General features: G+C 49.8%; 24 protein-coding genes and 1 pseudogene. 1 reads left to right on the plus strand and 24 read right to left on the minus strand.

What is annotated here, in order from left to right:
* Positions 1–252 precede the first annotated feature (252 nt).
* The 20 genes and pseudogenes from IPG22_05585 to IPG22_05680 all read right to left on the minus strand — a co-directional run bounded on the left by IPG22_05585 (position 253) and on the right by IPG22_05680 (position 14,735).
* Positions 253–414, minus strand: coding sequence for a hypothetical protein (locus IPG22_05585; protein ID MBK6587773.1), 162 nt, complete (start codon positions 412–414; stop codon positions 253–255).
* A gap of 96 nt (positions 415–510) precedes the next feature.
* Positions 511–813 (minus strand): hypothetical protein, encoded by a 303-nt coding sequence (locus IPG22_05590; protein MBK6587774.1) that lies wholly within the window; start codon positions 811–813, stop codon positions 511–513.
* Between the two features lie 236 nt (positions 814–1,049).
* A complete protein-coding gene (locus IPG22_05595) occupies positions 1,050–1,331 on the minus strand; it encodes a hypothetical protein (protein ID MBK6587775.1) in 282 nt (93 codons plus the stop codon).
* Positions 1,332–1,396: 65 nt separating this feature from the next.
* On the minus strand, positions 1,397–2,041 hold the full coding sequence (locus tag IPG22_05600; GenBank protein ID MBK6587776.1) for a hypothetical protein: 645 nt from the start codon (positions 2,039–2,041) through the stop codon (positions 1,397–1,399).
* 87 nt (positions 2,042–2,128) lie between these two features.
* On the minus strand, positions 2,129–2,560 hold the full coding sequence (locus tag IPG22_05605; protein MBK6587777.1) for a hypothetical protein: 432 nt from the start codon (positions 2,558–2,560) through the stop codon (positions 2,129–2,131).
* 62 nt (positions 2,561–2,622) lie between these two features.
* Complete coding sequence (locus IPG22_05610) at positions 2,623–3,174, minus strand: hypothetical protein (GenBank protein ID MBK6587778.1); 552 nt, start codon at positions 3,172–3,174, stop codon at positions 2,623–2,625.
* A 784-nt stretch (positions 3,175–3,958) separates the two neighbouring features.
* Positions 3,959–4,438 (minus strand): tyrosine-type recombinase/integrase, encoded by a 480-nt coding sequence (locus tag IPG22_05615; protein ID MBK6587779.1) that lies wholly within the window; start codon positions 4,436–4,438, stop codon positions 3,959–3,961.
* Between the two features lie 31 nt (positions 4,439–4,469).
* Positions 4,470–4,799: a site-specific integrase gene (locus IPG22_05620; GenBank protein ID MBK6587780.1), complete on the minus strand. Its 330-nt coding sequence runs from the start codon at positions 4,797–4,799 to the stop codon at positions 4,470–4,472.
* Positions 4,800–6,288: 1,489 nt separating this feature from the next.
* Positions 6,289–6,675, minus strand: a complete 387-nt coding sequence (locus tag IPG22_05625) for a DUF302 domain-containing protein (GenBank protein MBK6587781.1) — start codon at positions 6,673–6,675, stop codon at positions 6,289–6,291.
* A gap of 38 nt (positions 6,676–6,713) precedes the next feature.
* Positions 6,714–6,953, minus strand: a complete 240-nt coding sequence (locus tag IPG22_05630; protein MBK6587782.1) for a hypothetical protein — start codon at positions 6,951–6,953, stop codon at positions 6,714–6,716.
* Positions 6,954–6,972: 19 nt separating this feature from the next.
* On the minus strand, positions 6,973–7,179 hold the full coding sequence (locus IPG22_05635) for a hypothetical protein (protein MBK6587783.1): 207 nt from the start codon (positions 7,177–7,179) through the stop codon (positions 6,973–6,975).
* 68 nt (positions 7,180–7,247) lie between these two features.
* Positions 7,248–7,505, minus strand: coding sequence for a hypothetical protein (locus IPG22_05640; GenBank protein MBK6587784.1), 258 nt, complete (start codon positions 7,503–7,505; stop codon positions 7,248–7,250).
* Positions 7,506–7,532: 27 nt separating this feature from the next.
* A pseudogene (locus IPG22_05645) lies at positions 7,533–9,658 on the minus strand (cation-translocating P-type ATPase).
* A 246-nt stretch (positions 9,659–9,904) separates the two neighbouring features.
* The gene (locus tag IPG22_05650; protein ID MBK6587785.1) at positions 9,905–10,510 is read right to left on the minus strand and encodes a class I SAM-dependent methyltransferase; all 606 of its coding nucleotides are present in this window, start codon (positions 10,508–10,510) and stop codon (positions 9,905–9,907) included.
* Positions 10,511–10,531: 21 nt separating this feature from the next.
* On the minus strand, positions 10,532–11,482 hold the full coding sequence (locus tag IPG22_05655) for a VWA domain-containing protein (protein ID MBK6587786.1): 951 nt from the start codon (positions 11,480–11,482) through the stop codon (positions 10,532–10,534).
* An 85-nt stretch (positions 11,483–11,567) separates the two neighbouring features.
* A complete protein-coding gene (locus IPG22_05660) occupies positions 11,568–11,717 on the minus strand; it encodes a hypothetical protein (GenBank protein ID MBK6587787.1) in 150 nt (49 codons plus the stop codon).
* Positions 11,718–11,766: 49 nt separating this feature from the next.
* On the minus strand, positions 11,767–13,449 hold the full coding sequence (locus tag IPG22_05665; protein ID MBK6587788.1) for a ZIP family metal transporter: 1,683 nt from the start codon (positions 13,447–13,449) through the stop codon (positions 11,767–11,769).
* Between the two features lie 129 nt (positions 13,450–13,578).
* Entirely contained in the window at positions 13,579–13,872 is a 294-nt protein-coding gene (locus IPG22_05670; protein ID MBK6587789.1) for a winged helix-turn-helix transcriptional regulator, read from the minus strand.
* Between the two features lie 315 nt (positions 13,873–14,187).
* The gene (locus IPG22_05675) at positions 14,188–14,544 is read right to left on the minus strand and encodes a hypothetical protein (protein ID MBK6587790.1); all 357 of its coding nucleotides are present in this window, start codon (positions 14,542–14,544) and stop codon (positions 14,188–14,190) included.
* 50 nt (positions 14,545–14,594) lie between these two features.
* Entirely contained in the window at positions 14,595–14,735 is a 141-nt protein-coding gene (locus tag IPG22_05680) for a hypothetical protein (protein ID MBK6587791.1), read from the minus strand.
* Between the two features lie 16 nt (positions 14,736–14,751).
* Here IPG22_05680 and IPG22_05685 point away from each other — a divergent pair, with 16 nt between their 5' ends.
* Positions 14,752–14,982 carry a hypothetical protein gene (locus tag IPG22_05685; GenBank protein ID MBK6587792.1) on the plus strand — a complete coding sequence of 77 codons (231 nt, stop codon included), beginning with the start codon at positions 14,752–14,754 and terminating at the stop codon, positions 14,980–14,982.
* A 51-nt stretch (positions 14,983–15,033) separates the two neighbouring features.
* On the opposite strand, the gene IPG22_05690 is transcribed toward IPG22_05685, so the two are convergent.
* The 4 genes from IPG22_05690 to IPG22_05705 all read right to left on the minus strand — a co-directional run bounded on the left by IPG22_05690 (position 15,034) and on the right by IPG22_05705 (position 16,920).
* On the minus strand, positions 15,034–15,456 hold the full coding sequence (locus tag IPG22_05690; protein ID MBK6587793.1) for a hypothetical protein: 423 nt from the start codon (positions 15,454–15,456) through the stop codon (positions 15,034–15,036).
* 118 nt (positions 15,457–15,574) lie between these two features.
* Complete coding sequence (locus tag IPG22_05695; GenBank protein ID MBK6587794.1) at positions 15,575–15,868, minus strand: DUF3703 domain-containing protein; 294 nt, start codon at positions 15,866–15,868, stop codon at positions 15,575–15,577.
* The gene (locus tag IPG22_05700; protein ID MBK6587795.1) at positions 15,807–16,016 is read right to left on the minus strand and encodes a hypothetical protein; all 210 of its coding nucleotides are present in this window, start codon (positions 16,014–16,016) and stop codon (positions 15,807–15,809) included. Before IPG22_05700 ends, IPG22_05695 begins: the two co-directional genes overlap by 62 nt.
* A 7-nt stretch (positions 16,017–16,023) precedes the next feature.
* Entirely contained in the window at positions 16,024–16,920 is an 897-nt protein-coding gene (locus IPG22_05705) for a cation transporter (GenBank protein MBK6587796.1), read from the minus strand.
* Positions 16,921–16,927: the final 7 nt, after the last annotated feature.

Consider the following 16,927-nt stretch of genomic DNA (forward strand, 5'->3'; position numbering starts at 1 on the left):
TCGTAGAAACTCTCCGTTTTCAAAGCATTGTCATTGTAACTCGCCAGATCGCTGGTCGTGGTTACTTTCTTGTTCGTGTCGTCATAAGCGAAAGTGGTTTGACTCTGCTCTGACTGCCCCACCGCCCGAATGATCTGCGTCGGACGGTCGAGCGATTCCTCGTCGAGTACCCGCTCGTCACTACGCCATTGACGTCCTGCCCATCGACCGGCATCCCGGTGTAGAAATCGAATTGAGAGGAGACCGTTTGGCTCAAACAGTTAGTAACGCTCTCGTCGCAAAGGCGTAGCTCGTCTGTGAAACGCCCGATAGCTCGGACGGAGATGTGTTAGTTGTGGCGTTTCCATTTGGCGCACCGTAGCTATCGCCATAAGCTGCCGAGGTCTCACATCCACGCGGATCGCGAATTTTCACGACGTTCCCAGCGATATCGTATCGTTGGAAGCTTTTGACCTCGCCGTCTCGCCTGCGGCGTTTTCATAACCTTGATCGCAGTAGCGTTGCCTCGCGTCAGGTAGCTGGTAGTGTAGCCTGAATCATGGCCACTGATCGACGATCTACTGGTGAGTCCTCGTTGTAGCTGGTCGAATACTGATCGTATTCAAACTTTGTCCTCGACTTTATCGTTGAACCGGCCGAGTCACTGGAAACCCACGTCTGAGTCGGCAGATTGCGAATGTGGATCGTTCCCTGAGCCGGTGTTGCGGTCGGGGTTGGGGTCGGAGCCACGTTAATGTAATCCGTACCGTTTACGGTCGTTGCGTAATCGGTGTGAGTTCGACGAACAAACGATCCGACTGCTCCCCGGCCCATAGTCGTACTCGAATACATCGGTCTGATTGTTGAATTGATCGAATCCTCGTGAACTGTCGTTTGGGTTGATAGCAGAGGTTTTCGACTTTTGGCCGTCGTCGAGAGTTGTTACGGTCTCAATGAGTCTGGGGTCGTAACCCGGTGCGTCGTCAGCCGTACCAGACCACCAGCTGAAGGGCGATGAAGCGGTACGCTGCTCCCAGGTATAATCCACTGTACGAAGAACGGTCGATCCGTTAGTCGCATATGCCCCCTGTCTTATACTCTTTCGCCTCACGCCATTTAGTGTAGCTGTTCGCATCCGAGGTCTGACTGAATGAATAAAGAGCACTTCCGAAATACGATGATTTTTGTTTGGCAAGCAGATTGTTGCTTGCATCGCGAGTTTCGGTGACGACAGAACTTTCAGTATTACTGTTGAAATCTGTAGGTCGTTCAATGATCAGCTTGTTCTCAAGAGTAGAGCCATCAACGTATGTTCTTCGCTCAAGAATGCGTCGATAGACTGCGTAGTCCATGTACGTCGCCGTTGCGACCACGCCGCCGTTTGTATTTCCGTATTCACCGACATCCCAGTCGTATTCTATAGCCCCGCCCGTTGGCAGATCGATCCGCGCGAGTTCGCCGTAACTTGTGTATTTGAATTGATAACTCTTTCCATTGGGAAGTATGACACCACTCTTAACCTCTGGATTGAAGTAGGTCGACGTCGAACCGTTAAGACTCGGAAAAAGCTAGCGTAGGTTTTCAGAGTTTGGCCAGACTTTAATACGTTCGTCAGGTTGGTTTTCGTAACAAGTATGGTTCGCGACGCTCCGCCGAAGCCTTTATAGGTTATTTTGTCGCAGAGGTCGTAGGGTCCGTCAGTATAGCCGAGAGCTATACTGACGACACGATTAAGAGAGTCCGTAACCGTGAGCGTTCCGCTGGACCCAGAGAACGTGACTTTGTTTCCGTTTCGATCCCGGATCTCGGTCAAGCTTCCGCCGACAAAAGTCCACCTGGATCCGTCCTTTAGGTACATAATTCCGGAAGCCTCTGGAACGAAATCATCTGCGTCGGCATATGCCTCGTCAACGATGTCCGCCCCCGAAACAAAAGTCGCCGCCGAGCCGTCCGTCGTCACAAAGATCTGCCCACGGTTCTGAGCTGCTGTCGTTGGACACTGGGTACATGTTACGGGTCGTATTCTTTGGCTCTCCTCCGACGCGTGAATCACGAAACTCATATTCAGTCCCATCAGCGAGCGTTACGTTTATTCTGGACAAGGTCTTTATATAGACAGGACGGTCAGGCAAGACGTGGCTGACGCAGGTCACCGTCGCTCCGCCACCTCGTCGAATTTCGGCTCTGGCTCCCATGTATGGCGGCCGGGGATCCAGCTGTTGTAGTCGGGGTAGTTGACGATCGTGTTGTAGTCCGGATCGACTATCTCACGTCGCACATTCCATTTCTGATCGATCTGCACTGCTAACCCGGTCGAAGCACCGCCGCGTCCTCCGACCGAGACAAGCGGCAGGCTGAAATTGAGGTTGCCGTTGTATGAGTTCACACTTTCAAAACCGCTCAACGAATACGATCCGGCGGGAGCTCCAGGGGTCAACCCGGACGGTGTTACCCCACTCAGTGCAGCCTGTGCGGACACGGACGCGGTCAGAGCGACGGAAAGTATTATCGCTACAAGAATATTTCGTGATCTGACTGACCCAGCCAAATCGGAAAAACAGGCTGTTGACAAACTAAACATGGCACACCTCTCTTTTTCTTTACCCCTGGAGAATGAAAACAATGAGCGAATTAGACGATTTTCTATTCGGTTATCTCAAGACTTAGACTACGTGTCGGTCTTTGAATATCGACGATCCTGTATCGTCCCGGCTCGAGGGTCATCGGAATGCTAAGTCGGCGGCGATTTCGAGGCATCTCGACAGTGCGGAGCATTGAGCCATTGACTTGCTCCAATCTGAGCGTCATAAGAGGCAGTTCCGATCTGTTTACCATCGCAAGCAATACCGGGCCTTTTGGCCGACGGATCGTACTGGGCTCAAAACCTCTTGGACTGATCAAGATCAGTTCTGCGGTCATACGTTGTTCTACAGGAGGCGTCGCCGCAGCGGTTGCTTGAGGTGGAGTCGGCTGCGTCTTCGCGTCTGCTGTAACCGCAAGTTCCGGAACTCCACTTGTCACAAAAGTGAAAACGGATTCAGGAAGCACTTGCTTTGCCGCGAACACAGCCATCGATAAGAGGCCCAGAGCAAATATCACGATTACAGTCGTTTTGCGGTATTTGCGTTGGTTTCGCAAATTTGCCGTTTCCTGACCAGGCAACGGGTTGAGATCGAATTCATTTTGTTTTGACATTGATAGCTCCTCTCGTCAGAGACAATTAACAGGCTGGAAATAGCGGCAAATGAATACGCCGATATCTCACTTGAGATTCGAAACGAAAAACGATTGATAAAAACTAACGAGGTGTGTAAAATGCAGAGTTGTTGGGGCTCGCTTTTACGGACACTTCGTCCCTAAACGTGAACCGAACGCCTGATCGATAATTGGCGTTATCGATCAGGCCTTTTCAGTCCAGGTATTAATTTCAAAAACATCTTCACCGTACAACCGGCAAAGAAAAGTCGTGTGTCACCGACGGACGCACGACTTAACTAGTAACCAAAACTCCAACCCGTAATTTTGTAAGTTTGAATTTGGAGGCACTTCGTTACCGGCTAGTTGTAAATCCTTCGGGAGATTCAAACCAGTAACGTAAAGCTGATTGCGGAAGCACTCGACATTTTTACCCCTTAATTCCTCGGTTTAGACAGCTAAAAAAGCCGCTGCCACTGTAGCAATCTCCGAAATAACCGAAGACTTCAAAAAACCTAAAGGTCGAATACCAAGAGCCTATCACCGAACCGTTAGCCGTGTCAATATCTTTTTAATCTTGTTAAACAAATACGGCTTCCGGAGACGGATGTCTTCGAAAACGCCTATATTTATTCTTGGCAGGGGTCATCATCCACCGGTCTACTTTGAGTTGTTGCGAAGCGCTAGAAAAGGCGTACCTTCAAAGGTTCCTCCACCAGCTGCCTCGGAACCGGTAATCATTCGCCGCCCATTTTTAGTCGCTTCATTGATCCAAAGCAGCCGATTACGCCGTTTCATCGAGCCGCTTCACGGCTTCAAGTAGTAGCTTATCGTCCGTCTGGGCGTAGACGGTCGTGATGCTCATATCGGAGTGAGCAAACAGATTCTGCACGATTAGGGGATTTGTGTTTCTTCGAATCAACTCGCTCGCAAAATAGCTTCTAAGATCGTGGAAGTGATAGTTCTCCTCCCTTGTCCCACCTTTCTTGTTTATCCCTGCACTAAGGAGCGCGGAATACCAACGCTTACGGAAATCCTTAACCGGAAAGGGCAACTGATGGTCCTCGATCATAGCTTTTAGAATCTTGGTTGCGGTGGCGTTGAGCGGAACCAGACGGGGCGGCCTGCCCTTCGATCCGATGACAAAAACATGTTCATTTTCGAAATCGATAACATCTTCGGTAATCGCAACGAGTTGTCCACGCCGTAATGGAAGGTTGACTGCGAGGACTATCAGTCGATAAAGCAGCGTATCCTTCTCCAACTCAGCCCACAGGGCTTCCTTTGTTTCGGATTTAGCAGTCGTCTTCGAGGGGCGGTTCCGGTAGAGCCTTCACGTACTGCATCGGGTTGCGTTCCAGAATTCCCTCCTCACACGCTAAGCTGAAGATCTTCGACAACGTCGACATGATCCGGTTGATCGACGCCGATGAGAGTTCACTTTCTTTCTTGCGTTTGTTCTGGCGAGTTTGGAGCTTGGTCCGGCAGTTCCGACAATCCTGAGGGCTGATGCTGGATATAGTCTGTTTCTTAAAGTATCCGAGGAGAAGTCTAATATACAGCTCCTTTGCCCTTGATTGACATTGTTCTGCTGGAAGTACGGCCGGTACTTCTGTTCGATAAATGTGGCCAGTGTGGTCGTGGTGTCTGTGACGTTATAGCTATGATCGAAGGAGGCTTTGATGATCTGCCTCTCGGCCAATTCAGCTTCTTGTTTGGTCTTGGCTTCGGGAACACTCTGATGAATGACCTTCCCTTTTAGCCGCTTATAGATCCACCATCGAGCTTTCGAGTAGTCGGGATGTGAGGATGACACTCGCTTACCGTTGTATCGTTTGTAAACAGACATATTCTTCGTGAATAGATTCGCGTTGGTTCGTAGTCGAGGAGCGACAAGCCGGCTCCTCTCGCGTAGCCTTTCGCAAGTTCTATTCCGCTGACTGTTAGCCGCTTATTTACTGGGAATTAGGGGTAAAAAGGTGAAATTTGGAACGCCGGAGCATCAGTAGGTTCTTCCTCGCACCATGGTTGGTGCGTCTGTTCACCAAAATAGCTCTAACTTGAGGTGCGGAAAGTTGGTTGCAAAATGGAGGCGCTTTTTTTGACGGGTGGTGAGTCGTAAATGTGGCAATCAAGAGGTTTAGCAACCCGCCCTCTCGTGGCTGTTTAGAAACCAAGAAAAATGGGACTTTCGAAATTCATCGAAAGCCCCATGTTTATTGGTCGGGACGGCGAGATTTGAACTCACGACCTCTCGCACCCCAAGCGATTTGGGTAGGTTTGTATAATTTGTCAAAACTGCTCAAAACCTCTTAGAATCAACAGCTTACGGCTACAGGGATTCGTCGTTAATTAGCCATGATCAGGAACGCTGCAACCAACCTGCAACCAAGTCACCCAATAGAAATCGAAGTCTTGATAGCGTGCTATTTGCGAAAAGGACCACACTTCGCTCGGGATCTCGTGAAACATAATAACATATCCTAGCCAATGCCATCCGCTCATTTTTCATACGTAATCTCAACACTGGCAATCGTCACAAACTCTTCCGCGTACCTTCCTTGGCGATGATCGGAACCATTAAGGGTGCCGCAACGGGGTCTGCCCGGGCAACACAGACGTTCGTAAGAAACAAATTCTGCGGCATTTTTGACACTCTGTTCGTTTGCATCGTAGGTCAGTGAATAGCCGTCGGGAAGCTGGGATTGATTGATGGGAACAAAAGAAATCTAACCGCTCTGATATAAATCTCAAGTGGCCGTTTTGGCGCTGAGTGTCAAAATACGGAATGCACCGCGGGCTACGACGAGGAAGATGAGCCAATTATGAGGTCGGGATATTTTGAGGCTGTGAAGAAAATAAATACCCCCGCCAAGATCACTCCGAAATTAATAACCACATCGTTGGAGAGAAAGACATAGTCTGGCCTGCATGTGCGCTTCCTCGCGTTTCGCCGCGTGGTGCTTCGATGTTTTTTTTGGTGGTGACCTGAACCAAGAGACCATAAACTCAACGAGAAATTTCTGGTAGCGCTACGAATGCGGTTTTGTATAGGCCTAAAAACAGCCTGTGTTCCCTTAGCATCCAAGTCCATTCGCAGAATGAATAGCTCCGCTATTTGGCCTCATCAACAATTTTGAGGACTGTGCTTTCGACTTCGGTAGCAAGTTGATCGATATCGGCAGCCGGAAAAAATTCAGTAATCGAAGTCGGAAGGAGTGTGCTGAGGTATGTTTTGCCTTCCTCTACATAAACGCTGATAGGACAGGGCAGCATCAGTGAGAGCTTCACATCCTTTTTTAACACCTCGCTCGCATATCTTGCATTGCAGATCTCGACGATATTCAAAGGTTCGCGAGGAAAGCCCTTTTCAGCGAGAGTCGCCGCCACATCGTGTGTGTACAAAACGCGAAAGCCGTTTTCCGCCGCTTTCGTCTGGACGGCCTCAACTGCTTCGCCGAATGGTTTGTCTGTAGTTACTGTATATTCAAATGTTTTCATGGTGATGATGATTCTCCAATCTAAGGCGTCTCCTGTTCCTATTCTGAATTTCCTAAGTTGCTCGGAATATTGCGTTGGTACCACCCCCACGCGTAATTGGCCAAGGCGATCGTTAGCAAGACATTAACCGTCAGAGGAACAATATTCCATGTTGGGGCTAAAGGAATACCGAAAACCGTTATTGTTGTGCCGGATAGCAATAAAGTTGCATGGAACAGGGCGTGGAACGCCTCGAACCCACAAAAGAATTTGGCGATTTCCTTCTTTCGACTTGCCATTTCGCCCACCAAATCGTGTTTACTGTCCCTTTTGGATCCAAGCGTAATAGACCAGCAAAACCAGAACGATTGCCCATACGATGGCGGCCGCGGTGTTCAATCCTCTGGTGAAGCTGATAACGCCGAATAGCGTAAATTCGACGCCGCTAAGAGCAAAAACTCCGTGGGTCAACACCTGATTCGCCGCGACTCCGGCGAAAAATTTGGCAACTTCCTTCTTACTCATGATCTGTGTGCTCCTATGTTTCGGCCGTGATTGTCGTGTCCGAACAACATGAACGCCTAGCGTCGGAGCTAAGTGTTCTCGGGTTTCCCAACAGTCGTGTAGAAATAGCTCGTATCTCCCCTCTTTTTCGCGACGATAAAGTGAACGAAGTGGATCAAGAAAGCTGCCACGCCCAGGGCAAACAACATCCATCCGGCCCAGGCGGGTATCGGCTGGCCAGTTTTTAAAATCCAACCCATGGCCATGAGAATAATCCCTAAAAGGATTCCGCTTATGTCCAAAAGGGTGTAAAAGCTTGATTGTATGTATTTAAAAAGTCTACTCATTTCAACCTCCTAGTCCGCATCCGCAGCCTAAGATCTAAGCATTCGCAATCCGCTCCCAATTACTATGAATTCGCTGATCTCGTGGCCAAGGACGGCGATCGGCAAAGAGAAATAACCGGTAACTGCGCCAATAACCAGGGCGGTAATAACAAAAGCTGATAAGGCCAGATTCTGGTTGACGACCGACTTGTTCCGTTTGGCTAGACGAAGCGCATAGACCAATTTTTCAAGGTCGTCAGCCATCAGCGCTACATCCGCTGTTTCTAACGCAACGTCTGTGCCAGCCGCCCCCATGGCAATGCCTACGGTTGCTTCCGCCAAGGCCGGCGCATCGTTCACACCGTCGCCGACCATCGCCACATGACCGTATTTCCTTGCGATCTCTCGAACCTTTTCAACCTTATCTTCCGGTTTCAGGTCAGAATAGAAGTCATCAATTCCTACCTCGCGTGCGATAGCCTCAGCCGTTCGATGGTTATCGCCCGTGAGCATAATGACCTTTTCCACGCCTACTGCGTGTAAATCCGCAATCGCCCGGGCCGCATTCAGCCGCACATTGTCCCGGATCGCAAGGAGTCCCCACGCGCTGTTTTCGTCGCCGACAACAACTACGGTCTTACTTTCATCTTGTAGGTGAGTTATGTCATTAAATGTACCGGCCATACTAATGCTTAACTGGTTTTGGAATAGTTGGGGGCTGCCGATATAGACGGTCGATGGCCCGATCTTCGCCTTGGCCCCTGATCCGGTGAGCGAGCGAAAATCGGAGACTTCAACGGGATCGATCTTTTGCTCTTCGACGTAGCGGACGATGGCCTGTGCGAGCGGATGCTGACTCCGTCGCTCGATGCCGGCAGCTATTGCGAGTATTTTGTTTCTGTCTGGCACATCTTTTGATTCAGGATTTATCAAAAGAAATTCCGTCACTTCCGGCCGGCCGGCTGTGATGGTACCCGTCTTATCAAGAGCGACGACCTTGATCTTGGCCAGCTCCTCAACAAAAAGACCGCCCTTGATCAACACGCCGTTACGTGCGGCCGTTCCAAGGCTGGCAACCAAGGTTATGGGAATCGAGATCGCCAATGCACATGGCGCCGCCGCAACAATAAAAACGGTTGCCCGGACGATCCACGAAGTCCAATCTCCGCCGAAAGCCAAAGGCGGCACAAGAGCGATCAAAATGCCAACCAGAAGAACCGCAGGGCTGTAACGTTTGCCAAAACGCTCTATAAAACGCTGACTGTTTCCTTTTTTCTCCTGCGCCTCTTCGACCATGTGAATAATGCGCGAAATGGTATTGTCCGCAAACGTCTTTGTTGCCCGAATCTCAAGCGATCCTTCGCCATTTATGCTTCCGGCAAAACCGTATCGCCGACCATTTTTTCGACCGGAACGCTCTCGCCCGTGACGGGAGCCTGGTTAACGCTCGATTCGCCGACTATAACTTCACCGTCTGTGGCAAACGATTGTCCGGGTTTGACTATGAAAACATCGCCGACGATCAGATCCTCGATCGGAATTTCTGTCTCATGTTCTCCGCGTCTGACGAGGGCCGTCTTCGGAGTTAGATCCATCAGTGCCTTTATGGCCCCACGGGTTTTTTCTTCGGTGTAGCCTTCAGCGGCTTCGGAAATCGAATACAGAAAAGCGAGCATTGCTCCCTCGCCTGGCAGCCCGAGCAACGCGGCTACAACCGCCGCAATGCTCATAAGCAGCTCAATGCCGACCTCGCGTTCGTAAATGAGCTCTTCAAGAGCCTCGCGCCCGAAGTAGTAACCTCCGACGAGAATGGCTGCAATATAAAGCACCGTCGAAGCGATCTCCGGTGTCGATGCAAAGCTAATTAGATATCCGATGAGCAGAAGAAGGCCCGAAGATAAGGAAGTCAGTACTTTGGGGTTGCGCCAAGGCTTTGGCTGCGATGCCATCGTCCGCCCTTTCTGAACAGGAAACCCTAAAGTGTCAAGCTTTTCCTTGAGCAAGTCAGGCGAAGTTTCGTCAGGATGAAAGGTCAGCGCGACTTTCGCAGACTTGGGAAAAACTTTCACATCCACTAGGCCCGGGAAATTCTTCAAACCGCGCTCTATAGCAGCTGCTTCAGTATCGCAGTCAAGCCCTCCGACCCTAAAATCTATTTTTTTGGTATTGTCCATAAGTCCGGTAACCCCTTCAACTAATCCAATCGATCATGTTTGACGTTTTGTCAAAAGTCCTAAAAAAGTTCGAAGTCCTTCTGGCAAGAAGGCAAAAGTTGGTCTCATTCGTCGCAAGCACGGACGGTCGAAGGAAAGCTCCTTGATATCCGGCATGTCCGCAAGAGACATTCCCACTAACTGCTCCTCCGCGGAGCAGTCCATCTTCGCGATCTTGAATGTGGTTTTATTCATTTGCAAAAGCGGTCACTCACCTTTTGTTCCGACTCCAAGCACCAGGTCAGAAAAAAGCCAGTAAGTATGATTGTCGCCGACATTGACGCCGTTTGTTTCAAGCTCCCTAATAAACTCGGGGCCGGAAAAACGATCTTCCGTCGGATGTTTTAGAAAGGTCCGGTATGACCAACTGTCCAGAGCCTTCCGGGTGACTTCCTCGAAATAGAACTTTCCGCCCGGTTTTAGCACGCGGGCGACTTCGCTAACCGCATTCTGCCACAGCGGAGCGTGATGAATAATCCCAAAATCGAAAACGGCATCGTAGGAGTTGTCCGGCGCATCAATCCCTTCCGCATCGCCGACGTAAAGCTGCAGCTTTTCGGCAGGAAATTTCGCCAACCGATTTCTCGCTAGCCCGATCATCTTTGGGTCGAGATCAAAAGCGTGAACTTCTCCCGCGCCGAATCGCTCAAGAATGATCTGCGACCCGACACCCCGTCCGCATCCGATCTCTAGTACTATCTGACCAGTCGTTTTACCACCAAATTTCTCGAACATTCGGGCCTCGTGATGCCGCTGGATAAAAGCGCGCACCGGATTGTTCATCAAGAATTTTTCGATCGAATTCAGTTTCATCTTCGATTAATACCAACAAAACTACCGACTGGGCTGCTTTGTTTCGCGGACAGCCATATATCCTTTTCGGGTTCTTATCACAACCCTGCCGCCGCCTGGACCTTTGGGCAATTTAACCTCCATTTTGTGCCATTTATTGTCGGCAATATCAGGCGGTGTAAAACCTATCGAGTATTGATGCCGAAGCTCAAGGGCGAGTTTCTCAAAGGCCTCATCCATTTCGATTTCATTCTTTGGAAAAAAAGCACGTCCGCCGGTGAGGCTGGCGAGCGATTCGAGATTGGCCTGACCGAGATATCCGAGCTTTCCGGTTGGAATTGTCTCGATGCCAACGGCATAGATCAGAATGTCGGTCTCCTTCAGCAGGGACTTAACGTCACGGAAGCTGTCTCGTGACCTGTTGTCCTGCCCATCGCTGATGATGATGACAGCCTTCTTACGATAGGCGGTTCGCGCGAGAGTCTGAATCCCGAGAGACAACGCATCATAGAGTGCTGTATTCCCGGACGGCTTTAGCATGACAAGTTTATCCACCACGGCCTGCCCATCGCGAAGGCCTTTGTCCAACACCTCAACGCGATCATTGAAAGCGATTGAGAAGTATTCATCCGAGGGATGGCTCGTCATCAGGAATCGGTCAAGAGCGGTGCGCGACTTACGGAGCTTTTCGACCGACATCGACCCTGAGACATCAAACAGAAAGAGAACAGAGGCTGGCTCATCCGTGTCTGAAAAGAACTCGATCTCGACGGGGCGGTTATTGTCGAAAATCAAAAAGTCAGATTTCTTCTTTCCCGCAACGTATCTGCCGACTTCGTCCTGAACTGTTATCGTGAGCACGACAAGGTCGGTTTGGACGCTGATCCTCTCGTCAACACTCGGTGTAGGCGTGGGCAGCGGCCGCAAGCTATCTTGGGCTAGACTTCCAACACTGCTCGCCAGCAAACACAGAATGGCGTAGGTACGTCTCATAAGTTCCGATAATGTTAGCGGCCTTGCCTGCGGTAAAGACTCCAACCGTAATTAGCTAATGCGATCGTAAGTAGTATGTTCACTGTCAGCGGTATATGTGCCATGTCGGGGCCAAGGCAATTCCCAGGATAGTGATCGTAGTACCGGATACCAGAATCAAAATATGTGCGAGCGCGTGTGCTGCCTCGAACCCGCAAAAGAACTTAGCGATCTCTTTCTTTCGATTCACGTCCATATAACCTCCCACTTGGCAAAAATCATCATGACAAAATCGACTCTAACGACTACGGAATCAAGGCCGATCCTACTCGCTCGGTCAACGATCTAAATTCAGCCGCAGGGACAGGACGATTAAGGTCAGGCGGTTCGAGTGACTTCAATATGTCGTTTTGAAGTTTGTCCAAAGCGGCTTGACCGTCTGCGTTTACATGGATGGCTGCATTTCCGGTCATGAACGTCTCTCGCATTGCCTGCAAAAAGCCCCGCGCGTCCTGAAACTCGATGAGGTTGTCCTTACCTGGCGTACCTGCCTCGACAATCTCGATCTTGTCGCCCTCGGTAGCCGTCGCATATTCACTTGCGGCGGTTTCCAATACAAAACGAGCGGCCCTGATACGGAAATCCGGTTTGTCGTAAGCAGTTCCGGCAATCGCCTTGCAAGCTTGTTCGGTCGTAGTTATCACGGCCTGATACTTGCTATCGATGTCCGCCTGTGGAACGTCGCTTTTGCCCGCGACAGCAACATATTCCGTCAATGCATTATTTACCGAATCAAAAACGCCGTGGTCGCGCAAAAGCTTTTGCAGCACGAGAGCGTCCGGCTCATTGCCCATTAATAGTTCGTGTTGAGGATGGCCCGCGTGCTTACTTGTTCGTTTTAGATCAAGCGCCGGATTAGGTCCCTCATTCTTCGTGCCGCGGTCGTGCAAGGCTTTAGAGGTTCGAACGTGGCCTTCCAAGATCATCAACGCGCCAACCGCATTGACCTCGTCGGTCAACGGTTCAATTGCTCCGCCGGGCTGAACGACAATTGTTCCCGTGCCACTCTGTCCTCGCTCATCGACTAATGCATATTTGCCTTCATTACCAGATGCGGTGACTGTAATACTGCCCGACGCAGGAGCAACGACCTCACCGACAAACAAACCGTTGCCTTCAAAGACCAAAGGAACGTTTCCATCGTTTTGAATTGTGAACGCCTGTCCACGAGCCAACGTTATCGACGGTGGATCGACTTGTTTATTGGCGAAGCGAAGTGTGGCTGTTGATTTTGTGTTTGAGGAATTTGCGGCTGCTTTGGACTGTGCAACACCAACGACAAGCTCCGTTCCGAATCCAAGAAAAAAACCGAAGGCCAAAGCCGCTGTAGCGCCAACGGCGCCGAGTTGTGGAAATCGAAGCCGGAACAATTCACGAGTGACATAAACGAGTGAACCAACCGCAACGGAAAGAAATAAGAGTTCCAACGAAGGATTCACCCAAATGCCGCCCACGAACGATCCAATTGCTGTCGGAACGCCTCCTATCAATCCGAGCACCAATAAGCGTGTCCAGGAAATGTCGCGTCCAACAAGCGGGCCCGCGATGCCAAAGCCTTCGGTAGCGTTATGCAAAGCAAAACCGACGACAAGCAACGTTCCTAAAGCCGCATTGCCACCCGAAAACGATTGTCCGATTGCCAGACCTTCGGCAAAGTTGTGCAGACCGATACCGATTGCGATCATTGTTGCAACTTCGAGAGCATCGACGCCTGTAGATTCGACTCGTTTCTTGCGGCGTTCCTCAAGCCATGCCAAGCCGACCAAACCGAGGGCAAATCCGCCAACAAGGATTATTCCCTGCACGATGGCGGTGTTTACTAAGCCGCCTTTCGCAGACGTTTCGACCGTTTCCATCGCGTGATAGCCGACCTCAACAACAAGAAACAAAAGGACGCCAGCCGACGCAAGTGCGAGAATTCCGCGCAAGCGTTCTGAAGCGCCGCGCCAACGAGCAATCGGAAGACCTAGAAAAATTGTTATTCCGGCAATGGCGCCGAGTAATATGTTTGTTGAAATCATTAAAATAAACCTCTCATAAAATTGCTTTTAATATTCTTAATCCAGTAGTTCTTCAACATGGCGAAAGCCTTCATCGAGTAAATGTTCGATATGTTCGTCGTCTAGTGTGTAGTAAGCTATTTTTCCCTCTTTTCGAAACTTTACAAGCTGCATCTCACGAAGGACCCGCAAGCTATGCGAAACGACCGATTGCGAAACACCAAGTAGATTTGCAAGGTCACAGACGCAGAGTTCTTCCCGCGAAAGAGCGAAAGCGATGCGAATGCGTGTTGGATCTCCAAGCGCTTTGAACGTGTCTGCAAGTAAACGAAACGCAGCGTCCGTTTTCATCGCCTGAATGACGTTAGAAACCTTTTCGCTGTCAACGAATTGAATCTCGCACGCGTAAGCACGTTTTTTGTCCGAAGCTGCTGAAGTCATTGTCTGTATGTTATATGAACGGACGTTCATATAACAATGACATCAATAAGAAAGATGAAAAAAAATGCTTTGTGCTTGCAACAAAAAGGGCATCGTCAATAACGATCCCCAACAGGCTTACGCGGAACGTCTCACCCAAAATTCACTCAACGCAAAACTAGATGATGATCAGACAGGCGAGCAAACGGCGACGACTTACATAACGCGATATTGGAATGTCTTTTTTCATTGGATAAAGATCAAAAGAACCCCACACGGGTCCCAAACGTGGCAGATCTTTGTATCACCGATCATTTCGGGTTCTGCGATGCGGGCATCGCTGTATTTGTTTTCGTCGAGAACTTTCTTAATGTGTTCGAACCACTCCTGAACGTCTTCGACATCGAACTTCATCATAAAGTTCTCCGCCCAATCCTTGACGTAATAATTCTGCAACCGAAACACCGCACCGCCGAGACGACAATCCATTGTCCCGCCCCAACCCTCAGTTAACTCAAATCCAAGTGCAGCGTAGAAACTCTTTGAGATCGCGAAATCCTCGGCGGGCACGTAGATAACAAGTTCTTTTATAGTTGGCTTCATATTAGATAAAAGAGGCCCCGAAGCCTCTTTATTAGTCGTAAAATTAACGGTTATACAGCGGGTGTGTCTTTCTTTTCCTTGTCCTTTTTACAGCAGCCGCAGCAGCAGTCTTCGTCGGAAACGACCATTACGACGTTTTTCATTTCAGGATTGGTTTGAACCGGCTTCTTGTCGACCGTTTTCTTCTTCATCGGGCACGAATCGCCTTTGCAGCAATCGCAGTTGTCACAGCACGAAGCTGTTTCTTTTCCCGAAGCGTTTTTCTTCTTTATCGGGCAGGAGTCCCCGCTGCAGCAGCACGATATTGCCGTTTTCGACGAAGTATTTGTCGAAGTGAAAGCAAATGCAACGATCCCGAGTCACATGACCATGACCGCTACAATTGTTAATATGACTTTCTTTTTCATGATTACTCCTCTTTTATTTAGAAATTATTAATGCAGCCGAAACGCATAGAGCGTCGGCATTAGTGAACGCGCAAAAATACTTCTAAATACGAAAGACACAGTTCCTGATAAAAGTGCCGTGTCTGTCGGGCGTCCGCTTGTGAAACGCGGGGAATGAAGTTGTGATCTTAGTGACTGTGGGAAGTGTGAACTTTATGGCGACAACTGTCAGTGCCGGGGCAATCTGCTTTTCGGTTTGGTTGATCTTTCGCGATTTGTCGAAGACTATCGGCAAGAAACCGCAGCAGTCCATGCTGCTCTCGTCGGTGAGACCAATAACCGGACTGTTCGCTTGCTTTGCCTTATCGGAATGCTCGGACATCTTAGCCAACGGGCAAGATTCCATGTCCATCGACTGGCCGTTAAGCGTTTCGCAGCAAAACAAAAAGACGAATCCACTCAACCACAACGCCATGAATCCGGCGAAGGTCTTGTGCGCGATCTTCTTTACTGTTTTAGCTTTCATACAACCTGCCCTGATAATATCAGGGACTGCAAACTTTCAGCATTTGATCTGCTACCGTGCTGTGTCTAGAATCTTCTTCAAATCGTCAGGAACCGGCATTGATTTGAAAAACCACACGTTAGCTCCGCCCGTGTTGCCGGTTGGATAGATGCCGAAAGGCGTTTTGGTCGAGGCTCCGATAAGCCGAACGATCTGTCCCCCAAATCTCGCGAGGCGAACGCTGCCTGACCGCGAGCTTAAACATTCGCCAATGGATGCAAGTGTGCTGATAGGTCGATGCCTGACCTAGAACGTGAGCGCGTTCGAGGTGATGAAAGGCTAAATTCAAGTCGCCGCTTTCAACAAGCGATTCAGCCAATGTTAACTCTTGAGAAATTGCGGTTGCCAACACTTTGCTGTTCTCGGTTTTCATTTTGAGCCTCCTTCGAACGCCTCTCTGATAGCTTACCGAGAAGAAAACCTATTCCTACTAACAGGGCGATAATCAGTAAGCTTACACCTACGAAAATTATAAGCTGATGCTGCGTAAAAACATGAAAAAAGTCTGTTTCTTGTTCCATTGCGTTCTTAAATATGTGTCTCGTGACACGCAAAGCCCTCGCGTTCGGTTTGGGCGGTTACGTGTGCGATCTTAAATTCGCTCGTGCATGAATTGTGGACACGTTGCAGAACGTCGTCGTGCTCTGCTCCGTCGGCAAGCACGGCGTGGACGCTCAAGGCATTTACGCCAGACGTAAGCGACCATACGTGTAGATCGTGAATCTCCGCGACGCCTTCGATCTTAGAAAGTTTGTCTCGCACATTAGCTATGTTTACGTCAGACGGCGTACCTTCTAGCAAGACAGCAACGGCATCTTTTAGCAACGCCCACGTTCGCGGCAAGATAAACAGGCCGATTCCCGCCGAAATTAACGGATCGGCGTAATACCAGCCGGTCGTGAGCATGATTATTCCAGCGATTATCACACCGACAGACGTGAGCGTGTCCGAAAGAACCTCATAATATGCGCCTTTCATGTTCAGGCTTTCTTTGGAACCGGAACGCAGAACAACCATCCCGACAATATTGACCACCAACCCAATCGATGCGACGCCGATCATCACCGCACTCTGCACTTCGGGCGGGTTCAGAAACCGCTGATAGGCTTCGTAGAGAATATAAATTGAGATAAGGATCAGTACGATGGCGTTAGTGAGGGCCGCGAGTATCTCTACGCGATAAAAGCCGTAGGTGCGTTCCGGCGATGCTGGCTTTTCTGCGAACCATATTGCTAACAATGCTAGCCCGACGCCCGCAACATCCGTCAACATATGCCCTGCGTCCGCAAGAAGAGCGAGACTGCCCGTCCAAAACCCGCCGATCACCTCTACTATCAAGTAGAAAAACGTCAGGCAAAAAACGATCATCAAGGGCTTTTTATTTCTGCCCGCCGCCGAAATCTCGTGTCCGTGTCCCTTTCCCATTTCTTTC

The organism is Acidobacteriota bacterium (assembly GCA_016703965.1).
GTDB lineage: Bacteria > Acidobacteriota > Blastocatellia > Pyrinomonadales > Pyrinomonadaceae > OLB17.

Bases quoted from the DNA above. Each gene is read 5' to 3' on its own strand.
- IPG22_05650 (MBK6587785.1), bottom strand. From the start codon at position 10,510: ATGAAACTGAATTCGATCGAAAAATTCTTGATGAACAATCCGGTGCGC.
- IPG22_05695 (MBK6587794.1), bottom strand. From the start codon at position 15,868: ATGAAAACCGAGAACAGCAAAGTGTTGGCAACCGCAATTTCTCAAGAG.
- IPG22_05605 (MBK6587777.1), bottom strand. From the start codon at position 2,560: ATGTTTAGTTTGTCAACAGCCTGTTTTTCCGATTTGGCTGGGTCAGTC.
- IPG22_05670 (MBK6587789.1), bottom strand. From the start codon at position 13,872: ATGAAAACGGACGCTGCGTTTCGTTTACTTGCAGACACGTTCAAAGCG.
- IPG22_05630 (MBK6587782.1), bottom strand. From the start codon at position 6,953: ATGGCAAGTCGAAAGAAGGAAATCGCCAAATTCTTTTGTGGGTTCGAG.
- IPG22_05595 (MBK6587775.1), bottom strand. From the start codon at position 1,331: ATGGACTACGCAGTCTATCGACGCATTCTTGAGCGAAGAACATACGTT.
- IPG22_05700 (MBK6587795.1), bottom strand. From the start codon at position 16,016: ATGGAACAAGAAACAGACTTTTTTCATGTTTTTACGCAGCATCAGCTT.
- IPG22_05675 (MBK6587790.1), bottom strand. From the start codon at position 14,544: ATGAAGCCAACTATAAAAGAACTTGTTATCTACGTGCCCGCCGAGGAT.
- IPG22_05655 (MBK6587786.1), bottom strand. From the start codon at position 11,482: ATGAGACGTACCTACGCCATTCTGTGTTTGCTGGCGAGCAGTGTTGGA.
- IPG22_05690 (MBK6587793.1), bottom strand. From the start codon at position 15,456: ATGAAAGCTAAAACAGTAAAGAAGATCGCGCACAAGACCTTCGCCGGA.
- IPG22_05590 (MBK6587774.1), bottom strand. From the start codon at position 813: ATGGGCCGGGGAGCAGTCGGATCGTTTGTTCGTCGAACTCACACCGAT.
- IPG22_05640 (MBK6587784.1), bottom strand. From the start codon at position 7,505: ATGAGTAGACTTTTTAAATACATACAATCAAGCTTTTACACCCTTTTG.
- IPG22_05610 (MBK6587778.1), bottom strand. From the start codon at position 3,174: ATGTCAAAACAAAATGAATTCGATCTCAACCCGTTGCCTGGTCAGGAA.
- IPG22_05600 (MBK6587776.1), bottom strand. From the start codon at position 2,041: ATGAGTTTCGTGATTCACGCGTCGGAGGAGAGCCAAAGAATACGACCC.
- IPG22_05680 (MBK6587791.1), bottom strand. From the start codon at position 14,735: ATGAAGAAGAAAACGGTCGACAAGAAGCCGGTTCAAACCAATCCTGAA.
- IPG22_05635 (MBK6587783.1), bottom strand. From the start codon at position 7,179: ATGAGTAAGAAGGAAGTTGCCAAATTTTTCGCCGGAGTCGCGGCGAAT.
- IPG22_05660 (MBK6587787.1), bottom strand. From the start codon at position 11,717: ATGGACGTGAATCGAAAGAAAGAGATCGCTAAGTTCTTTTGCGGGTTC.
- IPG22_05625 (MBK6587781.1), bottom strand. From the start codon at position 6,675: ATGAAAACATTTGAATATACAGTAACTACAGACAAACCATTCGGCGAA.
- IPG22_05705 (MBK6587796.1), bottom strand. From the start codon at position 16,920: ATGGGAAAGGGACACGGACACGAGATTTCGGCGGCGGGCAGAAATAAA.